The organism is Pelomonas sp. Root1444 (genome assembly GCF_001426885.1).
Taxonomy (GTDB): domain Bacteria; phylum Pseudomonadota; class Gammaproteobacteria; order Burkholderiales; family Burkholderiaceae_C; genus Pelomonas.
This window is the reverse complement of the sequence record NZ_LMFP01000003.1, coordinates 1,331,279-1,351,038: the sequence shown is the minus strand read 5'-3', so window position 1 is coordinate 1,351,038 and position 19,760 is coordinate 1,331,279. Positions and strand designations below refer to the sequence as shown.

Here is a 19,760-nt window from a genome sequence, read left to right as displayed (position 1 = left end):
GTCGGTTTAGAACGCGCGGCGCTCAAGGTTCAGGCGCGCGGCTTCCTGCTGGTCGATGTGCTCGATGCGACAGGCGTTCTGCTTGAAGGCGGGCTGGCGCGAATACGGGTCCAGCAGGCCCAGCGTCAGGCGGTTCACGCAGTCATGGAAGTGGAAGGGGATGAACACCATGTTGCGACCGACGCGCTGCGTCAGCTGCACCATCACCACCGCATCGCCGCGGCGGCTGATGACGCGCACATAGCTCTGGTGCTGGATGCCCAGCTCGGCCGCCGCGTCCGGGTTCATCTCCATGTACGGCGTCGGGCTGAACTTGTTGCAGTTGCCGATCTTGCCGGTACGGGTGCGGGTGTGGAAATGCTCCACCACGCGGCCCGAGTTCAGCCAGAACGGGTACTCGCCGTCCGGGCATTCGTTGTTGTTGACGAAGCGCACCGGGATCAGCTTGGCGCGGCCGTCGGGCGTCTGGAACTTGCCGTCGCTGTAGAGGCGCGGGTTGCCGAGGAAGTCCTTGCGCTGCAGCATGTCGAAGCCCTCGGCCTCGCCGACGCGCGCCGCGTCCTGGGCTGCCTGCGCTTCGCTGTACGGCCACTGGATGCCGCGCGCTGCCTCGATGCGGTCATAGCTCATGCCCGAGATGTCCAGCGTGCGGCCCTCGCCCTTGGACAGCTCGCGCATCTCGTTGAAGGCGCCCTCGGCCGTCGCCGGGAAGTGGATGACGTTGCGGTCCTGGAAGCGCTTCGCCATCTCGTTGAAGATCCAGAAGTCCGGCTTCGAGTCCGCGTAGGGCTTGAGCACGTTGCGCGTCAGGTTCACGCGGCGCTCGGTGTTCGTGTGACAGCCTTCCTTCTCGGCCCACACGGCGGCGGGCAGGTAGACGTGCGAGTGCTGGTTGGTCTCGACGTCTTCGTAGACGTCCTGCACCACCAGGAACTCCAGCTTCTCCATCGCCTTGCGGATGCGCGGCTGGTTGGGCATGGAGGTCATGGGGTTGGTGGCCACCAGCCACAGGCCCTTGATCTCGCCGGTCTCGATGGCCGGGAAGATGTCGGTCTGCGCCATGCCGCGCGCGGGCGGGAAGAAGCTCTCGTCGATGCCCCAGAAGTCCGCCACCGTCTTGCGGTCCTTCTCCTTCTCCAGCAGGCGATAGCCTGGCAGGCCCGAGCAGGACGACCACTCGCGCGTGCCCATCGCATTGCACTGGCCGGTGATGGACAGGCTGGTACCGCCCGGGCGGCCGATGTTGCCGGTGATGAGGTTGAGGTTGTTGATGCAGACCACGCCGTCCGAGCCGTGCGTGCTCTGGTTGATGCCCATGGTCCAGATGCTCATCGCCGCCGGCGCCTTGGCGTACAGGCGCGCCACGGTGCGGATGCGGTCCTCGTCGATGCCGCAGACATGCTGGGCCGTCTTGGGGTCGTAGTCCTTGAGCAGCTCGCGCAGCTCCTCGATGCCGTTGGTGTGGGCCTCGATGTAGGCCTTGTCCTCCAAGCCTTCCTTCAGGATCACGTGCATCATCGAATTGATGAGCACCGTGTCCGTGCCAGGTGTGAGCGGCAGGTGGATGTCGGCGAACTGGGCCAGCATCGTCACGCGCGGGTCGATGACGATGATGGGGAACTTGCGCTTCTCCAGCGCTTCCTTCAGCCGCCAGTAGATGATGGGGTGCTGCTCCGGCAGGTTGGAGCCGAAGGCCATCAGGCAGTGGGTGTGCTCGAAGTCGTCGTAGCAGCCCGGCGGGCCGTCGCTGCCGAAGCTGCGCTTGTAGCCCGACACCGCCGAGGCCATGCACAGCGTGGTGTTGCCGTCGTAGTTGTTGGTGCCGATCTGGCCGCGCACCAGCTTGCCCAGCGTGTAGAACTCTTCCGTCAGCAGCTGGCCCGTGGAGACGACCGCGAACGAATCGCGCCCGTACTTGGCCTGGATCTCCTTGATCTTCGCGGCGGTCTTGTCCAGCGCCGCATCCCACGTCGTGGGCTCGAAGGGCAGGTGGGCCTTCTCGCGCATCAACGGCACCTTGCCGCGGCCGGGAGAAGTGAACAGCTCGGCCTCCAGCAGGCCCTTGATGCACAGCTTGCCGCGGTTCACATCCGCGCCGGCGTGGCCGCGGCTGGTGACCACCTGGCCGTCGTCGCCCAGGCCGATCTCGATCGCGCAGCCGGTCGAGCAATAGTTGCAGGTGGTGTACTTCCATTCCTTCACGGCCTTGACCGGGATGGCGATGGGCTTGCGTTTCTTGCGACCGAAAAGCATGGCGGCGTCTGTCTTTGAAGTTGTGGTGCGCGGTGCGCGGCGGGGCTCAGCCCAGCTGCCGGGCGAACTGCCCGGTCACGGTTTCCATCACGGCCAGCAGGTTCTCGCTGGCCACGAACACATCGTTGGCGGCCTGCGGGCCCTGGCTCTCGCCGCCCAGCGCGGCCTGCAGGAAGACCCACTGGTTGCGGGCCAGCTCCAGGTTGTCGCGGATCGCCGGCGTCGCCTCCGGGGCCTGCGTGAGCGTCTGCATGGCGGTCTTGAACTCGGCGCTCGCCTTGGCAATCTCGCTTTGCACCTGCGCCGGCCGCGCGCCCTGCTGGCCCGCCAGGAAGTACAGCGCCAGGCGTTGCGACAGCATGCGCTGGCGGCCCGACAGGTTGACCAGCCAGGCCGTGCCCACGCGTGAGCGCTCCTGCAGCTGGCCGGTGGCGACGTGCGCCAAGCTCAGCACCTCGCCCGAGCGGCGCAGCAGTTCGTCCAGGTCCTCGCGGCGCGGTGCGCGGTGCAGCAGCGCACGGTAGTCCAGGAAGCGGTGCTGCAGCGCACGGAAACTGCCGCCGATCTCGGGCGTGGGCGCGAAGCTCAGCAGCAGCTCCAGCTGCCGCTCGAAACGCGCCTCGCTGAGCTGCAGCACCTGGCGCGCACGCGCGCTCAGCTCGGGGCGCAGCTGCGCGAGCCAGGCCTTGCCCATGCGCTGGCTCAGCATGCGCTGCGCGCCGGCCTGGTCAATGGCCTCGCCCAGCTCCTGGATGCGGGCCTGCGCGGGCAGCGTCAGGCCTGCGCCGAGGGCGAGTACGGCACGGCGATGCAGGTTGCGCACCAGGCCGCTGCTGCTGCGGTCGCCTGCCTGCTCTCGCGCCATCTTCTCCATACCGAATCTCGTTTTCATACAGCTGGTCTGCCCTTTGCTTTGCAAGGCATGTGCCAGCGATGAGGCTGGCCTTTTTCAAGCTGCACCGTGGTTAACGGCCGGCAGCGCCCCACGCCGAAGCAGCAGAGACGCCCGGTGCGGGTGCACTCATCCCGAAAATGGTGCCCCTCCTCCAGTTCCGCACCGCTGTACGCGGGCGGACCTGACCTGGGACCGCGCTGCTCGCACATCGCCAGACGGGCCGGCTTGCGGCCCGGCGCTCGGCCCGAAATGCGAACTACATAAAGTCACCTCCATGCGCTTCGAACTCGACACCGGCCTGTCCAGCCTGCAAGGCAAACGCGCCCGCAATGAAGATTTCGCGGGCGTGCAGGCACCCGCGGCCCATGAAGCGGAGCGCGGCTGGGTCGCAGCGCTGGCCGACGGCGTCAGCGGTGCCGAGGGCGGCAATGGCGACGGCTTGATGGCGGCGCAGACCTCCGTCATGAGCCTGTTGCGCGACTTCCACGGCGTGCCTTCGGACTGGGACACCAGCGTCGCGCTGGACCGCCTGCTGGGCCACCAGAACGCCTGGCTGGCGTCGCACAACCGCCGCCCCGGCCCCGACGGCCAGCCGCGCGAGGCACTGACCACGCTGACCGCCGTCGCGTTGCGCGGCCGCCGCTACGCGCTGGCCCACGTGGGCGACAGCCGCGGCTGGCTGCTGCGCGACGGCCAGTGCCTGCTGCTGACGCAGGACCACCGCATGGAGCGCCGCGACTTCGCCGGCCTCACGCGCGCTTTGGGCCTGGACGACGCGCTGCGCCTGGACCACAGCGCCGGCGAGCTCAAGGTCGGCGACCGCCTGCTGCTGACCAGCGACGGCGTGCACGGCAGCCTGTCGGCCCGCCAGATCGGCGAGCTGCTGCGCACGACGCCCGGCGCCCAGGCCGCGGCCGACGCGCTGACCGCCGCCGCGCTGGCCGCCGGCAGCCATGACAACGCGACCGCGCTGGTGCTGGACATCAAGGACCTGGCCGACCCCGGCCTCGCCGACCTTGCGGCGCTAGGCCGCACGCTGCCCAGCCCCGGCCCGCTGGGCGTGGGCGCCACGCTGGACGGCTACCAGATCACCGCGCTGGTGGCCGACAACGGCGTGCACCGGCTGCTGCAGGCGCGCGAGGTCGCGTCCGGCCGCCTGGTCGCGCTGAAGATGCTGCGCCCCGGCCGCGCCGACGACCCCGAGGAGCGGGCCATGCTGGCGCACGAGATCTGGCTGGGCCTGCGCCTGGCCGAGGCGCCGCGCCACCGCCGCCGCGGTGGCGAGAGCGGCTTCGTGCGCGTGCACGCGCCGGCCGATGGCGCGAGCCACTTCTATGCGGTGTTCGACTGGCATGGCGGCCAGACGCTGGAGCAGCTGCTGGCCAAGGGCCCGCTGGACAGCGCGCAGGCGCTGGCCATGGCCAGCTCGGTCGCGCGGTCGCTGAGCCTGCTGCATGCCGCGGGGGTCATTCACCGCGACATCAAGCCGGCCAACCTGCACCTGGGCGACGACGGCCAGTGGCGCGTGCTGGACCTGGGCGTGGCGCTGAGCCCGCGTGCGCCGGCGGCGATGCGGGAGCTGCACGCCGGCACGCCGAGCTACATCAACCCCGAGCAATGGCAGGACCCGCCACAACCGGCGGATGCGGGTTCCGACCTGTTCGCGCTGGGCGTGACGCTGTACCAGGCGCTGACCCGCCGCCTGCCGTATGGCGAGATCGAGCCCTACCAGTTGGCGCGTTATCGCCGCGAGCCCGCCAGCGTCAGCCGGCTGCAGCCCAGTGTGCCGATGCCGCTCGACCGTCTCGTCATGCGCGCCATCGCGCGCGAGGCCAGGCTGCGTTTCGAGACGGCCGACGAACTGCTGCTGGCGCTGGAGCGCCTGGCGGCGCGCGACCAGCCCACCTCGGTCAAGTCGTCGCGCCCGCCGCGCGACGCGGCGTTGACGTGGCAGATCGCGTTCGGCATCTCGGCGCTGCTGAACTTCCTTCTCGTCGGCTGGCTGTTGTTCCTGCCCCGCTGAAACGACAACGGCCTGTCAGGCAGGCCGTTGTCGGTGGCGTGAAGCGGTTCAGCTGCGCTGGTAGTGCACCGGCTCCGCGTCGGCGCTGGCCGGCGCGTGCCGCGCGCGGCCGCCCTTCTCGGCCCAGGTTCGGGTCCAGCGGATCTGCATGACGCGCATGACGCCCAGCATCACCATCGCCAGCATCGCGAAGATCACGAAGCCCCACAGGTAGGTGCCGGCGTACTGCTTGGACAGGCCCATCAGGTTGGGCACCAGGCCACCACCCAGGGCGCCGACCTCGCCGATCATGGAGCCGGCCACGGCCGTGGCCGCGGGCCAGCGCAGCGGCACCAGCTGGAACAGCGCGCCGTTGCCGGCGCCCAGTGCTGCGAAGCAGACGATGAGCAGCAGCGTGGTCAGCACCAGCGAGCCGCCGGCCATGCCCACGGCCACCAGCGCGCCGGTGACGACCACCAGCACCACGGTCAGCATGTTGACGCCGCCCCAGCGGTCCGACAGCCAACCGCCGACGATGCGCACTGCCGCGCCCATGAAGGCCGCCAGCATCGTCAGCTGGCCGGCCTGCACCTTGGAGACGCCGAACTGGTCGTGGTAGTAGGTCGGCAGGAAGGTCGTGAGGCCGATGAAGCCGCCGAAGGTCACACCGTAGATCAGGCTGAAGGCCCAGCCGTCCTTCTCGAACAGGCAGGCCGCGTGATCGCGCAGCGAGGCGTGGCTGTCGACGTCGGGCGGCTCCTTGGCGAACACGATCATGACGATCATGGGCAGCAGGATGGCGCAGGCCGCGATGGCGTAGACCGTCTGCCAGCCATAGGCCTGGGCCAGCGGCGGGGCGATCAGCACCGACACCGCCGTGCCCACGTTGCCGGCACCCACCAGGCCCATCGCCAGGCCCTTGTACTGCGGCGGGTACCAGCCCGAGCCCAGGCTCAGCGCCACGCCGAAGCTGGCGCCGGCGATGCCCAGCAGCACGCCCATGGCCAGCAGGTTGTCGTAGCTGTCGACCTTGAAGTAGCCGTACAGCATGGCCACGGCGATCATGACCATCTCCACCAGCGTCGCGTTCTTGCGGCCGATGTATTGCGACAGGATGCCCAGCGGGAAGCGCATCAGCGCGCCGGCCATGATGGGCACCGACAGCATCAGCCCCTTCTGGGCCGGCGTGAGGTTGTAGGCCTCGCTGATGAAGGGCGCCAGCGCGCCGTTGAGCACCCAGATGCAGCAGGAAAACGCGAAGTACAGGAAGGCGGCGAACAGCGTGGGGCTGTGGCCGGCGTTTTTGAAGTTCTGGAAAGCGGACATTTCGGGGTTCGATCGGGCTGGTCGGACGCCCGAGGCCCCACGAACGTGCGCCAGGGCGGCTCGGACGTCGCGGCAGGAAGGCGGCCCGCACCATTGCAGGCACCACGCCCCATCTTTGCAAGCCTCGTGCCCGCTTTCAGGCGCATTGAAAGCCAATTCCTGCGCCGTTTTGGGGCGCATGAATTGGCGTGCGGTGCCGAGTCCGATCGGCCGCACCGCCTTGGCGCGGCTGATGCACGCGGATCAGGCGCGTTGGTAGGTCACGGGGTCCTGGATCGCATCGGCTGCAGCGGGGCGGGCGCGGCCACCCTTCTCGGCCCAGGTGCGCGTCCAGCGGATCTGCACCACGCGCAGCATCACCAGCATGGCCACGGCCAACACCGCAAACGCGACGAAGCCCCAGAAATACGTGCCCGTGAGCTGCTTGCTCTGGCCCATGGCATTGGGCAGGAAGCCGCCGCCGAGGGCGCCCACCTCGCCGATCATCGAGCCGGCCACGGCCGTCGTCACCGGCCAGCGCAGCGGCACCAGTTGGAACAGCGCGCCGTTGCCGGCTCCGAAGGCCGCGAAGCACAGCATGAACAGCAGCGTCGTGATCACCAGCGACTGGCCCGCCATGCCGCAGGCCAGCAGCGAGCCCGCCACCAGCACCAGCACGCCCGTCAACGTGTTGACGCCGCCGATGCGGTCCGACACGGCGCCGCCGGCGATGCGCACGGCCGAGCCCATCAGCGTGGCCAGCATCGTCAACTGCCCGGCCTCGATCTTGGTGACCTTGAACTGGTCGTAGAAGTAGGTGGGCAGGAAGCTCGCCAGGCCGATGAAGCCGCCGAAGCTGACGATGTAGATCAGGCTGAAGGCCCAGCCGTCCTTCTCGAACAGGCAGCTCACGTGCTCGCGCAGGCTCTGGTGCTCGCGGTCCGGCGGTTCCTTGGCGGCGATCCACATGACGGCCATGGGCAGCATCATCGTCAGCGCGGCCAGGCCGTAGACGGCCTGCCAGCCGAACTTCGTGGCCAGCGGCGGCGCGAACAGCACCGCCAGCACCGTGCCCGAGTTGCCCGCGCCGGCGATGCCCATGGCCAGGCCCTTGTACTTGGGCGGATACCAGCCCGAACCCAGGCTCAGCGCCACGCCGAAGCTGGCGCCGGCGATGCCCAGCAGCACGCCCATCGCGAGCACCGAGTCGTAGCTCTTCACGAACAGGAAGCCGAACGCCAGCGCCGCGACGATCAGGCCCATCTCGACCATGGCCGCGTTCTTGCGGCCGATGTATTGGGCCAGCACGCCCAGCGGGAAGCGCATCAGCGCGCCGGCCAGGATGGGCACCGAGATCATGAAGCCCTTCTGCGCCGGCGTCAGTGCGAAGGCCTCGCTGATGAAGGGCGCCATCGCGCCGTTCAACACCCAGATCGCGAAGCAGAAGTCGAAATACAGGAACGCGGCCAGCAGGGTGGGCCAGTGGCCGGCGCGCTTGAAGTTTTGGAAGGCAGACATCGGGGAGAGCTCCAGGCCGCAACGCCCAAAGCCGCCCACGCACGCGTGCCTGGGCGGCTCGAACGTGGCTGCGGGAATGCCGCCTGCACCATTGCAGGCAGCGAATACCATTCATTGCAAGCGCCATGCCCGCCCGGCCTTCGGGAAGCTGGCGTGGTTCTTGCGCCGTTTTGGGGCGCGACATCCGATGCCATGTCCGATACCACTTCATCCCCGCCGTCTTCATTGCTGATCTGCTGCCCCGAGGCGCCGCCTCAAGCGGCCGAGCTGACCGCCCGCGGTTGGGCGCTGCGCACCGTTTCCGAGCTGGCGCCGCCCGAAGACGGGCAGGGTGCGGGGCTGTTGTGGTGCCCGGACGGCACCGCGCTGGCCCAGCTGATGCACTCCGATCGGGCCTTCGGCCTGCCCGTGGTGCTGCTGTCGCCGCCGCCCACGCCCGAGCAACGCCGGGCCGTGCTCGCGCGCGGCGCGCTGCTGTGGCTGCCGGCCGGCGTGGGCGCCGATCAGTTGGCCGAGGCCTTGCAGTGGGCGCGCGACCTCGACGCCCAGCTGCGCGCCCGCGACAGCGCCGCCCAGGCGCGGCTGGACGAGCGCAAATGGACCGAGCGTGCCAAGGGCCTGCTGATGCAGGCGCGCGGCATCGACGAGGCCTCCGCTTTTGCGCTGTTGCGCAACACCGCCATGCAGACCCAGGCCAAGCTGCCCGAGGTCGCGCGCGGCGTGGTCCACACCAGCGAACTGGCCGAGGCGCTGGAGCGCGCCGGTGCGCAGCGCATGCTGAGCCAGCGGCTGGTCAAGCTGCAGGCACTGCGCCAGTGGCCGCGGTTGGCGCCACCCGAGCGCCGCGAGGTGCAGGCGCTGCTGGACGCCTCCAGCGAGCGCGTGGCCGCCAACCTGGCCCGGCTGTCGGAGCTGCTGCGCAACCAGCTGGGGGAGGAGCTGAGCACCGTGTCCGCCGCCTGGGCCCAGCTGGACGCCGCGCTGCGCGCGCGCACCGCCGACCTGGTGCGCAGCGACCGCGCCGCCCAGCGGCTGCTGGACAGCAGCGAGACGCTGGTGGCCCGGCTGTCCGAGCGTGCCGGCCAGCGGCCCGTGGGCCTGCTGGCGCAGGTCACGCGGCTGCGCCTGCTGAGCCAGAGCCTGGCCAAGGAAGGCCTGCTCGCCCAGCTCATGCCCGGCCACGACGCCAGCGGCCTGGCCGCGGGGCTGGACGAATTCCTCAAGGCCTACGACGAGGTGCGCGCCGCCCCGCTGGCCGGCCCGGCCCTGCAGCCGGCGTTCAAGGCGGTCGACGAAGCCTGGCTGGTGCTGCTGCGCGGCCTGCGCGTGGAGCAGGGCGACGCGGTGCAGCGCATGCACCAGGGCAGCGAGCGCCTGCTGCAGGCGCTGGAAGACCTGATCCGCGCGTTGCAGGGGTCGCTGCAGCTCATCCTGGGCTGACCTTGTCGGGCTCGACACAATCTGCAGATTCGCTCGATACATCGCGGCGGTGCAATGCAGACGTCCAACCCTTAAGGAGACGCGATGCATCACGATCACGACGCCAAGCATGACCACGACCTGGGCCTGGCCCACGACCTGACCCGCCTGCGCCAGCAGGCCCTGGAGCGGCGCGCCGCGCTGCGCTGGTTGATGGGCGCCGGCGCGATGTCGCTGGTCGGCTGTGGCGGCGGCGGCAGCAGCGACACGACGACCACGTCTTCTTCCGGCTCTTCGGGTTCTTCCGGCAGCTCGGGCTCGACGAGCACCAGCTGCTCCGTCATTCCCTCCGAGACCGAGGGCCCCTATCCGGGCGACGGCTCCAACACCTCCAACGGCAGCGTCGCCAATGCGCTCGCGCTGGCGGGCATCGTGCGCAGCGACATCCGCGCCAGCATCGCCGGCGCCAGCGGCGTCGCCGCGGGCGTGCCGCTGCAGGTCATCATCGAGCTCGTGAACACCAATGCGTCCTGCGCCGACCTGTCGGGCTACGCCATCTACCTGTGGCACTGCGACGCGCTGGGCCGCTATTCGATGTACTCCAGCGGCGTGACCGCCGAGAACTACCTGCGCGGCGTGCAGGCCACCGGCAGCGACGGCACGGCGACCTTCCAAACCATCTACCCGGGCTGCTACTCGGGCCGCGTGCCGCACATCCATTTCGAGATCTACCGCAGCACGACGACGGCGACCAACTGGAACAACAAGCTGCGCACCTCGCAACTGTGCTTCCCGGCCGACGCGAACACCGCCGTCTACGCCACCAGCGGCTATGGCAACAGCGCGTCCAACAACGCCGCCATCAGCCTGTCGAGCGACGGCATCTTCAGCGACGGCTACAGCACCCAGCTCGCCACCGTGACCGGCTCGGTCAGCGCCGGCTATGTGGCGACCTTGCGGGTCGGCATCGCCGCATGACGCGGCTCGAGCGCCGGGCCGCCCCGAGCCGGGCCGCGGCCCCTCGGGGGATCGGGCGGCGTTTTCGCCGCACGCGGGGCTGACGATGCATTGCCTGGTCGTCGATGACGATGTCGAGATCCGCACCAACCTGACGGCCTATCTGCAGGGCTTCGGCTGGCGGGTCAGCGCGGCGGCCGACGGCCAGGTGATGCGGCGGCTGCTCGCCGCCGACACAGTGGACGCCATCGTGCTCGACCTGATGCTGCCCGGCGAGGACGGCCTGGCGCTGCTGCGCTGGCTGGGCACGCAGCCCGATGCGCCGCCGGTGCTGATGCTGACCGCGCGCGGCGACACCATGAGCCGCGTCGTGGGCCTGGAGCTGGGCGCCGACGATTACCTGGCCAAGCCTTTCGAGCCGCGCGAGCTCGTCGCGCGCCTGCAGGCGCTGGTGCGCCGCGCCAGCAAGGGCCAGGGCGGCGCGGTGAGCGACGACACGCGCCTGCTGCGCTTCGGGCGCTGGCGTTTCGACCGCCTGACCCGCCAGCTCATCAACGCCGAGGACGTCGGCATCGCGCTGTCCAGCGCCGAGTTCCGGTTGCTGGCCGCCTTCGTGCAGCGCCCGGGCCGCGTGCTCAGCCGCGACCAGCTCATCGAGCTCACCCGCGCGCAGGGCGTGGAGGTCAACGACCGCAGCATCGACCTGGCCGTCTCGCGGCTGCGCGCCAAGCTCGGCGACACCGCGCGCGAGCCGGCGCTGATCCGCACCGTGCGTGGCGAGGGCTACCTGTTCGATGCGGAGGTGGCGCCATGCTGAGCCGGCTCAAATCGTGGGACCGGCTGGGCCCGCGGCTGTTCCTGCTGATGTGGGCGGCACTCGCGCTCAGCCATCTGGCGGCGTGGTGCCTGGTCACGCAAGGCCTGCAAGGCCCCGGCGACGAACCCGCCGGGCCGCCGCCGCATCTGCAGGGGGAGGCCGACAGGCCGTCGCCACCATCGCCGCATGGCGACTTCGCCGGGCGACCGCCGCCACCGCCTGCGCACGCGGCCCGCATGCCGACCTTCCCATCGCTGCCGCCCTCGCTGCCCTGGCATTCGACGCTGCTGGACTACGGCGTGCGCCTGGCCGTCATCGCGCTGGCGGCGTGGTGGGGTTCGCGCTGGCTGGCGCGGCCGGTGCGCCGCCTCGTCAGCGCCGCGCAGCAGCTCACGCCCGCGCTGGCCCGCGGCCAACCGGCGCCCAGGCTCAACCAGGCCGACGGCACGCGCGAGGTGCGCGAGGCCGCGGCCGTCTTCAACCGCATGGCCGCCGAGCTGAGCGGGCAGTTCGAGGAACGCGGCCTGATGATCGCCGCCATCTCGCACGACCTGCGCACGCCGCTGACGCGCATGCGGCTGCGGCTGGAGACCGGCGAGGTCGAGGCCAGGGTGCGCGAGCGCTGCATCGACGACCTGCGCGAGATGAACCACCTGGTGGAGAGCGTCATCGAGGTCTTCCGCCCTGGAGAAGCCGCGCCGCCGCAGCGCGTGGACCTCTCGGCGCTGGCCCAGTCCGCCGTCGACGACCTCGCCGAGGCCGGTGCGGCCGTCGGCTTCGAGGGCCCGCCCGCCGTCGTGACGGCCGACCCGCTGGCGCTGCGCCGCGTCGTCGACAACCTCGTCGGCAACGCCTTGCGCTATGCGGGCAACGCCCGCGTGCGCGTGGACCTCGCGGCCGGCGTGACGCGGCTGGTGGTGGAGGACGACGGCCCCGGCATCCCAGAGGCCGAACTGGAGCGCGTGCGCCAGCCCTTCCGCCGCGTCGAAGGCTCGCGCAACCGCGCGACCGGCGGCACGGGGCTGGGCCTGTACATCGCCCAGCAGCTGGTGCGGCGGCAGGGCGCGCTGCTGGTGCTGAGCAACCGGGCCGAAGGCGGGTTGCGGGCGGAAGTGGTCTTTTAGGAGGCTGCCTCGGGCACGCAGGCCGCGGTCATCGGCGAATCGAGCCGCCAGCCCTGGGCCGCGTACAGCGCGCGGCCGTCCGCGGTGGCGACGAGCAGGCCCGTGCGTGCGCCGCGGTCGAGGGCGGCGCCGGCCAGCAGCGCCATCGCATGCCGGGCCAGGCCGCGGCGGCGGTGGGTTTCTGCGTGGCGACCTGGTCGAAGACGGCATGCGGGCCGGCGAGCCCGACGCGCGCCTGCGCGGCCAGCTGCCCATTGGCCGCGAGCACATGGCATTCGAGCGCGGCGGCGCCGGCCGTCAGCACTGCGCGGTAGCCGGGCGCGAGGGCGGGCGGGGCCGTGGCTTGCAACGGCGTGCTCATCAGGTACTCGGTGGGCTGCTTCACCCACGCGGCGGGCAAGGCCAGCGTGGCGGGATCGGCCAGCGCCTTGATCCAGGCGCCGGGCCCGGCGACGCCGTCGGCCCAGGCGCCCAGGCGAGCGGGCGACCATGCCGGAAGCAGGTCGCGCCGGCGGTGGCCGGGCAGGCCGACCTTGATGCGCCAGGCGCCTTCGCCCAGCGGTTCGGGGGCCGGTGTCGCACGCGAGGCGGCCCAGCCGCGGCCCCAAGCGGCCAAGAGGTCTTCGAGGTTCATCGCGCGATTCTCAGCGGCCTTCCGGCGCCAGCCGTGGCGCCAGCCCACGTGCGGCGCAGAAGGCGCGGTAGTCCGCGATGCGGCCTTCCGTCGTGATGCGTTGCTGCACGCTGCCGTCGCGGGCCACGTAGTCGACGTCACCGCGCACGACGACGTGCAGCACCAGCACCTCGTCGCCCACGGCCTCCCAGCTGTCGACGTTGCCGTCGGGCTCGAAGATGTAGTCGCCCGGCCGCACGATGCGGCCGTCGTCCAGCCGGCGCTCGCCCTGCAGGTTCAGGCCGTGCACCTCGCCATGGTGGCGGTGCAGCGTCAGCTTGGTGCCAGGCGCGAGCCGCATCAGCTCGACCCAGCCGCCCCCGTCCTCCAAGGGCAGGAACTGCAGCGGCAGCGACCACTTGCCCTCGCCCTCGGGCATCCAGGCGTCGAGGCCGGCGCGCCGCAGCGCGGCGGTGACGTGGGGCTGAACATGAGGTTGCAGGCCGACGAGGGGTGTCGCCAAGGTCATGTGAGTCTCCGGTAGTCCAGGCGCTAGAGTGCCGTCCACAATGGCTCTGCGAAAGAGCCAAGTTGGACGAAGAACATGGATCCAAGCCTCGAACTCGATCTGCGCATTGCCGGCCGCGGTTCGCGCCTGGCCAGCCTGCACGCCGCCCTGCGCGACGCCATTGCCAGCGGGCGGCTGGCGCCGGGGCTGCGGCTGCCCGCTTCGCGCGAGCTGGCGGCGCGGGTCGGCGTGTCGCGCAACACGGCGGTGGCGGCCTATGAGCTGCTGGCCTCGGAGGGCTGGCTGGAATCGCGCGGCGCGGCGGGCAGCTTCGTGGCCGAGCTGCCGCGCGCGGCGGTCAGCGTGTCGGACCGCGCCAGCGTCGCGCCCTGGGCCGACAGCCGCTGGTTGCGCGGCGATGCGGGTGGCTGGCCCGCGCCGCTGGTCAGCGGCCCGCCGCCCGCCTATCACTTCAAGACCGGCATGCCGGAGGTGGCGAGCTTCCCGTTCGACGTGCTGCGCCGCCTGCAGACCCGCGCGCTGCAGGCCGCCGCGCGCGAGCCGGCCCGCTATCCCGAGGCGCAAGGCCTGCGGGCGCTGCGCGAGGCGATCGCCGGGCATGTGTCGTCGTCGCGCGCGGTGGCCTGCACGGCGGACGACGTGGTCATCACGGCCGGCGCGCAGCAGGCCTTCGACCTGATCGCGCGCGTGCTGGTCACGCCCGGCCGCACGCGGGCGGCTGTCGAGAACCCCGGCTACCCGCCGCTGCGCGCGGCCCTGCTGGCGGCCGGCGCGCTGCTGGCGCCGGTGCCGGTGGATGCCGAGGGCCTGGTCGTCGGCGCGCTGGCGGCGGACGCGCGCATCGTCTGCGTGACGCCGTCGCACCAGGCGCCGCTGGGCATGGCGATGTCGCTGGCGCGCCGGCGCGACCTGCTGAACTGGGCGGCCGAACGGCAGGCCGTCGTCATCGAGGACGACTACGACGGCGAGTTCCGCTTCACGTCGCGGCCGCTGGATGCGCTGAAGACGCTGGACCGCGACGGCCGCGTGTTCTATGTCGGCACGCTGTCCAAGAGCATGCTGCCGGCGCTGCGGCTGGGCTACGTCGTCACGCCGGCGTGGGCGCGCGACGCGCTGGTGGCCGCCAAGCATGCGGCGGGCTTCGGCACGCCCGCGCTGATGCAGGCGGCCGTGGCGGACTTCATCACCGAAGGGCACCTGCTGCGGCATGTGCGCCGCATGCGCGGCGAGTACGCCGAACGGCGGCGCGTGCTGGAGCAGATGCTCCAGCGCCACCTGGGGGAGCGCGTGCAGATCCTGCCGGCCATTGCGGGCCTGCACCTGGCGGTGGCGCTGCCCGGCGTCGACACGGACGAGCTGACGCGGCGGGCCTGGGCGGCGGGCGTGGGCGTCGAGCCGCTGAGCCGCTATGGGGCGGGCATGGGCGAAATGCCAGGACTGGTGCTGGGCTACGGCAGCGTCACCGCGGCGCGCATCCCGGAGGCCGTCCGGCGCCTAGCCCGCGCGCTTGGCACCCTCTGAATCGCCGCGCTTGGCTCTGTGAAGCGGTGGGCCGCCTGCCTAGGCTGGCGACCTTGGCAATCACGGAGCACCCCATGGCCTATTTCATGTGCCGCACCTGCGGCACCGAGCACGACGACACTGCGCAGCCGCCACAGCTGTGCCGCATCTGCAGCGACGAGCGCCAGTACGTCGGCTGGCAGGGCCAGGCCTGGACGACGCACGACGAGCTGGCGGGCACGCACCGCAACCGGCTGGAGCTGGACCATGCGCTGTTCGGCATCGGCATCGCGCCGGGCTTCGCGATCCCGCAGCGTGCGCTGCACCTGCCCGAGGCGGGCGTGTTGTGGGAGAGCACGGCGCTGGTGACGGACGAGGCCGTGGCCGAGCTGAAGCGGCGCGGCGGTGTCGAGCGCATCGCCATCTCGCACCCGCATTTCTATTCGGCCATGGTGCGCTGGAGCGAGGCGTTGGGCGGCGTGCCGATCTTCGTGCACGAGAACGACCGCGAGTGGGTGGCGCGCTGCTCGCGCTGGGTGGAGTTCTGGCGCGGCGACACGCTGCATCTCGGGCGCGGGGCGACGTTGCTGCGCTGCCCGGGGCACTTTCCGGGCAGCACGGTGCTGCATTGGGTGGGTGGGGATCGGTCGCTGCTGCTGGCGGGCGATGCGCTGCATGTGGCGCAGGACCGTCGGCATGTGAGCTTCATGTACAGCGTGCCCAACCATGTGCCGGCGCGGCCGAAGTGGGTGAGGGAGACGCAGGCGCGGCTGCGTGGGGTGCCGTTCGACGATGTCTATGGATTCACGTGGGGGCTGAACATCATCGGCGGCGGGCGTGAGGCGGTGGATGCGTCGTTTGAGCGGTACTTTGATGCGGTGGCTGGGTAGGTTTCGGGTTGCTTTGCGGCTGTCCTAACGACTCGGTGCCGTGCTGCCGGGAGTCCGCCCCGGCGGGCGGGTAACTTTTCTCTGTCGCGCCAGAGAAAAGTCACCAAAAGAGGAGCGCTGAACCGCACGCCAGCACCACATGCACGAGCTGCGCCGTGCAACCGCCGAAGGGCCGTCGCCCACACGCGACCCGCTGCGCTCTCGCTGCTGTCCTTGTCACCAGCACCATCCATCGCGGCAGCGGGCCGCCTAACGCCGGCTGCACGCCGGGCTCAAGAGAAAACCAAAGGCAGCGTCGCTCGGGCGACGCGACCGATGCGCATCTTCGGTGGCGTCGCCCCAGCGCGCGGTATTTCCTGGTGAGCCCGGCGTGCAGCCGGCGTTAGGCGGCATGAAGCGGCGCGCCATGGTGCTCGTCACAAGGACAGCAGCGAGAGCGCAGCGGCTCGCGTCTGCCCGCAACGCCACTGGTTGTTTTCGCGCGCCGCTGCTGGCGTCGTCGGGACGGTGTGCGGTTCAGGGCCTCTTCTTTGGTGACTTTCTTCTGACCCCGCAGAAGAAAGATACCCCGCCGCCGGGCGGGACTCCCGGCAATGCAGCGAGCACGCACGCGCTCCGCAAAAGCAACCTCGAACCCATCAGCCGATCAAGCCGCCTGTTCCACGTGCGCATGCCGCGTGTACAGGAAGTCGATGACCTCCTTGCGCGCCGCCACGTACCTCGCATCCTCAGCAAGCTCCACCCGCGCCCGCGGCCGCGGCAGGCCGACTTCGAGGATCTCGCCGATCGTCGCCGCCGGCCCATTGGTCATCATGACGATGCGGTCCGACAGCAGCACCGCCTCGTCCACGTCATGCGTCACCATGATCACCGTGCTCTGCGTGCGCGCCACGATCTTCAGCAGTTCGTCCTGCAGCTTGGCGCGCGTCAGCGCATCCAGCGCGCCGAAGGGCTCGTCCATCAGCAGCACCTTGGGCTCCATGGCCAGCGCCCTGGCAATGCCGACGCGCTGCTTCATGCCGCCGGAGATCTCATGCGGCCGCTTGTGCAGCGCATGGCTCATGCCGACCAGCTCCAGCGCGGCGCGCGTGCGCACCTTCAGCTGGGCGGCGCTCTCCTTGCCGCCGAACACCGACTCGACCGCCAGCAGCACGTTGTCCATGCAGCTCAGCCAGGGCAGCAACGAATGGTTCTGGAACACCACGGCGCGCTCCGGCCCCGGCGCGGCGATCTCGCGGCCGTCGCAGATCAGCGCGCCCGACGTGGGCTGCAGCAGGCCGGCGATCAGGTTCAGCAGCGTGGACTTGCCGCAGCCCGAGTGGCCGATCAACGTGATGAACTCGCCGCGCTGCACGTCGAGGTTGACGTTCTGCAGTGCATGGAAACGCCCCTTGCGGGTGGTGAACACCATCTCGGCGTCCTGCACTTGGATGAACGGCTTGGTCATGGCATCAATCCTCGAAGGTGAAGTGCTTGGCAAGGGACATCAACGCCCACTCGAGCAGCAGCCCGACGGTGCCGATGACGAAGATGGCGATGATGATGTGGGCGACGTTGAGGTTGTTCCACTCGTCCCAGACCCAGAAGCCGATGCCCACGCCGCCGGTCAGCATCTCGGCCGCGACGATGACCAGCCAGGCCGTGCCCACGCTCAGGCGCACGCCGGTCAGCACATAGGGCAGCACGGCGGGCAGCAGGATGCGCGTGATGACCTTCCACTCGCTGAGCTTGAGCACGCGGGCGACGTTCAGGTAGTCGCTGGGCACGCGCTGCACGCCCACCGCCGTGTTGACGACCATGGGCCAGATCGAGCAGATGAAGATGGTCCAGATCGCCGCCGGGTTGGCGCTCTTGAAGACGAGCAAGCCGATCGGCAGCCAGGCCAGCGGCGACACCGGCTTGAGCAGCGCGATCAGCGGCGACACCATGCGGCTGGCGAACTCGAAGCGGCCGATGACGAAGCCCAGCGGGATGCCCACCAGCGCGGCCAGGCCGAAGCCCATGCCGACGCGGCCCAGCGAGTTCAGGATGTTCCAGCCGATGCCCTGGTCGTTCGGACCGTTGCTGTAGAACGGATCGGCGAACAGCTTGACGGCCGCGTCGAAGGTGGCGGCCGGCGTCGGGAAGGCGCCGCCCTTCATCGTCGCGATGCCCCACAGGCCGATGAGCGCGGCCATGCCGAGCACCGGCGGCAGCACGCGCATCATCAGCGCGCGCCAGTCGAAGGGATCGCGCCTGGGCTTGGCGGCCTTGGGCGCTTCGACTGCGGCCGGGCGGCTGACCGTGACCGGGGCGGTTGCGGCAGCGACGTTGTCGCTGGGAGAGTGGAAGACTGCGGAGACCATGATTACGCCTTGATCTTGAAGCCGTCGGCGTACTTCGCCGGGTCCTTGCCATCCCAGACAACGCCGTCCATCAGCTTGCTGGTGCGGAAGTCGCTCTTGGGCACGCTGATGCCCATGGCGCCGGCGACCTGCTTGTAGAGCGCCGCCTGGTTGACCTGCTTGGCCACTGCCAGGTAGTCGGGGTGGGCCTTGAGCAGGCCCCAGCGCTTGTGCTGCGTCAGGAACCACATGCCGTCCGACAGGTAGGGGTAGTTCACCGCGCCGTCGTTGAAGAACTTCATGTGGTTGGGGTCGTCCCAGGTCTTGCCCAGGCCGTTCTGGTAGCGGCCCAGGATGCGCTGGTTGATCGCGTCGACACCGGTGTTGATGTAGGCCTTCTGCGCCACGGTCTCGGCCATCTTCAGCTTGTTGGACAGGCTGGCGTCGATCCAGCGGCTGGCTTCCAGCACGGCCATCATGACGGCGCGGGTGGTGTTGGGGTACTTCTGCGTGAACTCGGCCGTGGTGCCCAGCACCTTCTCGGGGTGGTCCTTCCAGAGGTCCTGCGTGGTGTTGGCCGTGATGCCGATGCCGTCCATGATGGCGCGGTGGTTCCAGGGCTCGCCGACGCAGAAGCCGTCCATGTTGCCGACGCGCATGTTGGCCACCATCTGCGGCGGCGGCACGGTGATGAGCTTGGCGCCGGACATCGGGTTGATGCCAGCGGCGGCCAGCCAGTAGTGCATCCACATCGCGTGGGTGCCCGTCGGGAAGGTGCCGGCGAAGGTGTATTCACGCGGGTTGGCGGCCATCACCTTGGCCAGCGAGGGGCCGTCGACGGCGCCCTTGTCGGCCAACGCCTTGGACAGCGTGATGGCCTGGCCGTTGTTGTTCAGGTTCATCAGCACGGCCATGTCCTTCTTGGGGCCGCTCGTGCCGAGATGGACGCCGTAGACGAGGCCGTAGAGCACGTGCGCCATGTCCAGCTCGCCGTTGACGAGCTTGTCGCGCACGCCGGCCCAGGAAGCCTCCTTGGTGGGGATGATCTTGACGCCGTACTTCTTGTCGAAGCCCAGCACCGCGGCCATGACGACGCTGGCGCAGTCGGTCAGCGGGATGAAGCCGATGCGCACCTCCTCTTTCTCGGGCTTGTCCGAGCCTTGGGCCCAGGCGCCACCGGCCAGGCCGGAGAGACCGGTCGCAAAGGGCAGGGCGGCGGCTGCGGCAAGCAGGCTGCGGCGCTGCGGGTTGGGCGTGCTGGTCGAGTTATCGGGTGCGGTCATCACGGGCTCCTGTTCATGCAAGGCGCAACGCCGTGCGACCACGCTTCGCCCGTGCCGTCTGTCAACAGCACGTGCGAAATAGGAGAGGTCGGACGCCGTTGTCCCGAAGTGCCGGCCGAGTCATCAGCCGGCCGGCCCGAGAGGCCTGCGCCATTGCAGGCCTCGCCTCCTTCAACGCAGGTTGCGTGCCAGCTTCTGCGCGGCAACGGCGCCGCGCTTTGCACGCGCTTGGCGCACGACCGCCGCCGCCGCGGGCGGTTTGTGCCGGGCCGGTGCGTGCGGCTGCGATGCGTGTTGGTGCGCGGCGCCCCCGGTGCGGGCATGCACTTTT

General features: G+C 70.3%; 16 protein-coding genes. 7 read left to right on the top strand and 9 right to left on the bottom strand.

What is annotated here, in order from left to right; translation table 11 throughout:
- Positions 1 to 6: 6 nt before the first annotated feature.
- Complete coding sequence (locus tag ASD35_RS08880; protein ID WP_056874483.1) at positions 7 to 2,253, bottom strand: molybdopterin oxidoreductase family protein; 2,247 nt, start codon at positions 2,251 to 2,253, stop codon at positions 7 to 9.
- A 46-nt stretch (positions 2,254 to 2,299) separates the two neighbouring features.
- Entirely contained in the window at positions 2,300 to 3,145 is an 846-nt protein-coding gene (locus tag ASD35_RS08875; RefSeq protein WP_082580008.1) for a type IV pili methyl-accepting chemotaxis transducer N-terminal domain-containing protein, read from the bottom strand.
- Between the two features lie 277 nt (positions 3,146 to 3,422).
- On the opposite strand from ASD35_RS08875, the gene ASD35_RS08870 reads away from it, so the two are divergent.
- Positions 3,423 to 5,171 carry a bifunctional protein-serine/threonine kinase/phosphatase gene (locus ASD35_RS08870; protein ID WP_056874481.1) on the top strand — a complete coding sequence of 583 codons (1,749 nt, stop codon included), beginning with the start codon at positions 3,423 to 3,425 and terminating at the stop codon, positions 5,169 to 5,171.
- A 48-nt stretch (positions 5,172 to 5,219) separates the two neighbouring features.
- On the opposite strand, the gene ASD35_RS08865 is transcribed toward ASD35_RS08870, so the two are convergent.
- Entirely contained in the window at positions 5,220 to 6,476 is a 1,257-nt protein-coding gene (locus tag ASD35_RS08865) for a nitrate/nitrite transporter (RefSeq protein WP_056874480.1), read from the bottom strand.
- 243 nt (positions 6,477 to 6,719) lie between these two features.
- On the bottom strand, positions 6,720 to 7,973 hold the full coding sequence (locus tag ASD35_RS08860; protein WP_056874479.1) for a nitrate/nitrite transporter: 1,254 nt from the start codon (positions 7,971 to 7,973) through the stop codon (positions 6,720 to 6,722).
- Between the two features lie 192 nt (positions 7,974 to 8,165).
- Between ASD35_RS08860 and ASD35_RS08855 the strand changes: the two genes are divergently transcribed.
- The 4 genes from ASD35_RS08855 to ASD35_RS08840 all read left to right on the top strand — a co-directional run bounded on the left by ASD35_RS08855 (position 8,166) and on the right by ASD35_RS08840 (position 12,290).
- Entirely contained in the window at positions 8,166 to 9,413 is a 1,248-nt protein-coding gene (locus tag ASD35_RS08855) for an ANTAR domain-containing protein (RefSeq protein ID WP_082580007.1), read from the top strand.
- An 84-nt stretch (positions 9,414 to 9,497) separates the two neighbouring features.
- A complete protein-coding gene (locus ASD35_RS08850) occupies positions 9,498 to 10,370 on the top strand; it encodes a hypothetical protein (RefSeq protein ID WP_056874477.1) in 873 nt (290 codons plus the stop codon).
- Between the two features lie 85 nt (positions 10,371 to 10,455).
- The gene (locus tag ASD35_RS08845) at positions 10,456 to 11,166 is read left to right on the top strand and encodes a response regulator (protein WP_056874476.1); all 711 of its coding nucleotides are present in this window, start codon (positions 10,456 to 10,458) and stop codon (positions 11,164 to 11,166) included.
- On the top strand, positions 11,160 to 12,290 hold the full coding sequence (locus tag ASD35_RS08840; RefSeq protein ID WP_056874475.1) for an ATP-binding protein: 1,131 nt from the start codon (positions 11,160 to 11,162) through the stop codon (positions 12,288 to 12,290). Before ASD35_RS08845 ends, ASD35_RS08840 begins: the two co-directional genes overlap by 7 nt.
- Positions 12,291 to 12,318: 28 nt before the next feature.
- On the opposite strand, the gene ASD35_RS08835 is transcribed toward ASD35_RS08840, so the two are convergent.
- Positions 12,319 to 12,924, bottom strand: a complete 606-nt coding sequence (locus tag ASD35_RS08835; RefSeq protein ID WP_056874474.1) for a hypothetical protein — start codon at positions 12,922 to 12,924, stop codon at positions 12,319 to 12,321.
- Positions 12,925 to 12,934: 10 nt separating this feature from the next.
- Positions 12,935 to 13,432 carry a cupin domain-containing protein gene (locus ASD35_RS27055; protein ID WP_157275436.1) on the bottom strand — a complete coding sequence of 166 codons (498 nt, stop codon included), beginning with the start codon at positions 13,430 to 13,432 and terminating at the stop codon, positions 12,935 to 12,937.
- A 75-nt stretch (positions 13,433 to 13,507) separates the two neighbouring features.
- Here ASD35_RS27055 and ASD35_RS08825 point away from each other — a divergent pair, with 75 nt between their 5' ends.
- A complete protein-coding gene (locus ASD35_RS08825; RefSeq protein ID WP_056874473.1) occupies positions 13,508 to 14,953 on the top strand; it encodes a PLP-dependent aminotransferase family protein in 1,446 nt (481 codons plus the stop codon).
- A gap of 74 nt (positions 14,954 to 15,027) precedes the next feature.
- Entirely contained in the window at positions 15,028 to 15,822 is a 795-nt protein-coding gene (locus ASD35_RS08820; RefSeq protein WP_056874472.1) for a hypothetical protein, read from the top strand.
- Between the two features lie 646 nt (positions 15,823 to 16,468).
- Here the strand turns inward: ASD35_RS08820 and ASD35_RS08815 are convergent.
- The 3 genes from ASD35_RS08815 to ASD35_RS08805 are packed head-to-tail and all read right to left on the bottom strand — an operon-like array spanning position 16,469 to position 19,429.
- On the bottom strand, positions 16,469 to 17,269 hold the full coding sequence (locus tag ASD35_RS08815; RefSeq protein ID WP_082580006.1) for an ABC transporter ATP-binding protein: 801 nt from the start codon (positions 17,267 to 17,269) through the stop codon (positions 16,469 to 16,471).
- A gap of 4 nt (positions 17,270 to 17,273) precedes the next feature.
- A complete protein-coding gene (ntrB, locus tag ASD35_RS08810; RefSeq protein ID WP_056874471.1) occupies positions 17,274 to 18,167 on the bottom strand; it encodes a nitrate ABC transporter permease in 894 nt (297 codons plus the stop codon).
- Between the two features lie 2 nt (positions 18,168 to 18,169).
- A complete protein-coding gene (locus ASD35_RS08805) occupies positions 18,170 to 19,429 on the bottom strand; it encodes a CmpA/NrtA family ABC transporter substrate-binding protein (RefSeq protein WP_056874470.1) in 1,260 nt (419 codons plus the stop codon).
- Positions 19,430 to 19,760 lie beyond the last annotated feature (331 nt).